At 38.6% G+C, this 2109-nt stretch carries 2 protein-coding genes; both read right to left on the reverse strand.

Annotated features, from left to right (window positions below; genetic code table 11):
• Nucleotides 1–10 precede the first annotated feature (10 nt).
• The gene (locus ACOVO2_RS13910; RefSeq protein ID WP_421770562.1) at nt 11–535 is read right to left on the reverse strand and encodes an ion channel; all 525 of its coding nucleotides are present in this window, start codon (nt 533–535) and stop codon (nt 11–13) included.
• Nucleotides 536–543: 8 nt separating this feature from the next.
• A partial coding sequence (locus ACOVO2_RS13915; protein ID WP_421770563.1) for a vitamin B12 dependent-methionine synthase activation domain-containing protein occupies nt 544–2109 on the reverse strand: 1566 nt, incomplete at its 5' end.

Below are 2109 nucleotides of genomic sequence, written 5' to 3' on the forward strand. Positions count from 1 at the left end.
ATTGTTCATCCTATTTCTTCAATTTTTTAAGTGAATCTTTCATCGAAATAAAATCAGAAAGAATAAAAATTATCGTCAAAAAAGCGATAATTACTTCCATCAAAACGATGATTTTAGCAGGAACAGTGGCAGGCATCAAATCTCCGTAGCCGAAGAATGTAAAATTTAGCACACTAAAATAAAAAAACTCAAAGGCTTTTTCAAAAGTGCCAAATTCGGGCATTACACCCACAAAACTACTTTTATCAACTTCGTACAAACAGAAAAAATCCACGCCAAATGAAAGCGTCATTTGCCCGATATTATAAGTCATTAAAAATAAGAATTTGTGGTAAGCAATATCTTCGGAAGTGGCAATGAGTAGTTGGGTAGAATTTTCGAAAATGAAGTAAATACTCTTCAAAAACGCCCAAATTGTGATAAAAACAAGAAGTGTTTGCACAGAAAACCACGCCTGTGCAAACACTATTTTGAATAAATATGCCACCGCAAAAAGTGTAGCAAATTCAGCTATTTCACGCTTGGGGAAGGTCATTTTTATTCTCAGTCATAATTCAAAACTGGAGCAAGCCATTTTTCAACCTCTTCGAGTGGCATATTTTTGCGTTTGGCATAATCAACCACTTGGTCTTTAGCTATTTTTCCGATTGTAAAATATTTACTTTCAGGATGAGCAAAATACCAACCACTTACCGAACTCGCAGGGTACATCGCAAAACTTTCCGTCAATTCGATGCCGATTCTGCCTGCATCTAATAAATTAAACAAAGCCGTTTTTTCGGTATGGTCAGGGCAAGCAGGATACCCTGGTGCTGGACGAATACCTTGGTATTTTTCGGCGATTAATTCTTCGTTGCTCAATGTTTCGTCTGAAACATACCCCCAAAATTCTTTTCTCACACGCTCGTGCATCAATTCGGTAAATGCTTCGGCCAAGCGGTCGGCGATTGCTTTGAGCATGATTGAATTATAATCATCGTGTTCTTTTTCGTACTGTTCGAGCAATGCTTCGATACCTAAACCTGCTGTTACGGCAAAACCGCCAATGTAATCGACGTTCGCATTCGATTGTAGAGACAGGGCATGCCCTGTCTCTACGGGTGCGATATAATCTGACAAACAAAGGTTTGGTAAATTCTGTGCCTTTAAATTTTGTTGACGAAGGTGGTGTAAAACAGCCAAAGGAGGATTTTCTACCAATTCACCTGTTGATGAAACTGCCGTTTCGCTCAAAATTCTGTACCCAGTATTTTTCAATGCTCCTTGTCCAGCAGCATCATATTCGTAGGCTTCAAAATTATGTAAAATAATGTCATCACCTACCGAGTTGGCTGGATAAAAACCAATTACGGCCTTTGCTTGTAAGGATTTCTCTGAAATTACTTTTTTGAGCATTGCTTGAGCGTCGTCGTACAATTTTTTGGCTTCAGCTCCTACAGTTTCATCATCAAAAATCTTTGGATATTTTCCTGATAATTGCCAAGTTTGGAAGAATGGTGTCCAGTCGATGTATTTGGCAATTTCGGCTAAATCATAATCCTCAAAAACTTTTGTACCCAAAAACTTCGGCTTGGTTGCTTTATAATTACTCCAATCAATTTTCACATGATTTTCTCTGGCTTTTTCAATCGGAATAAAGTTTTTATCCTTCTGACGGCTCGCATGGTCGATTCTTAATTGAGCATATTGAGCCTTAATTTCATCGAAAATCTCTTGATTTGTTTGCTCATTTTGCATCAAACGCCCAGCTACAGGCACACTTTTCGAGGCATCCAGCACGTGAATTACTGGCCCAGAATAATGCGGGTCGATTTTCACTGCCGTGTGAATACGTGAGGTAGTTGCACCACCAATCAGCAAAGGAATTTTAAATCCTTGACGTTCCATTTCTTTGGCTACACCAACCATTTCATCAAGACTTGGTGTAATCAAACCACTCAAACCGATAATATCAACGTTGTGCTTTTTGGCTTCTTCCAAAATCTTATTGGTCGGAACCATCACTCCCAAATCAATGATTTCGTAGTTATTACACGCCAAAACTACGCCCACAATATTTTTACCAATATCATGCACATCACCTTTTACGGTTGCAAGCAAGATTTTACC

It is taken from the genome of Emticicia sp. (assembly GCF_049241225.1).
Classification (GTDB): domain Bacteria; phylum Bacteroidota; class Bacteroidia; order Cytophagales; family Spirosomataceae; genus Emticicia.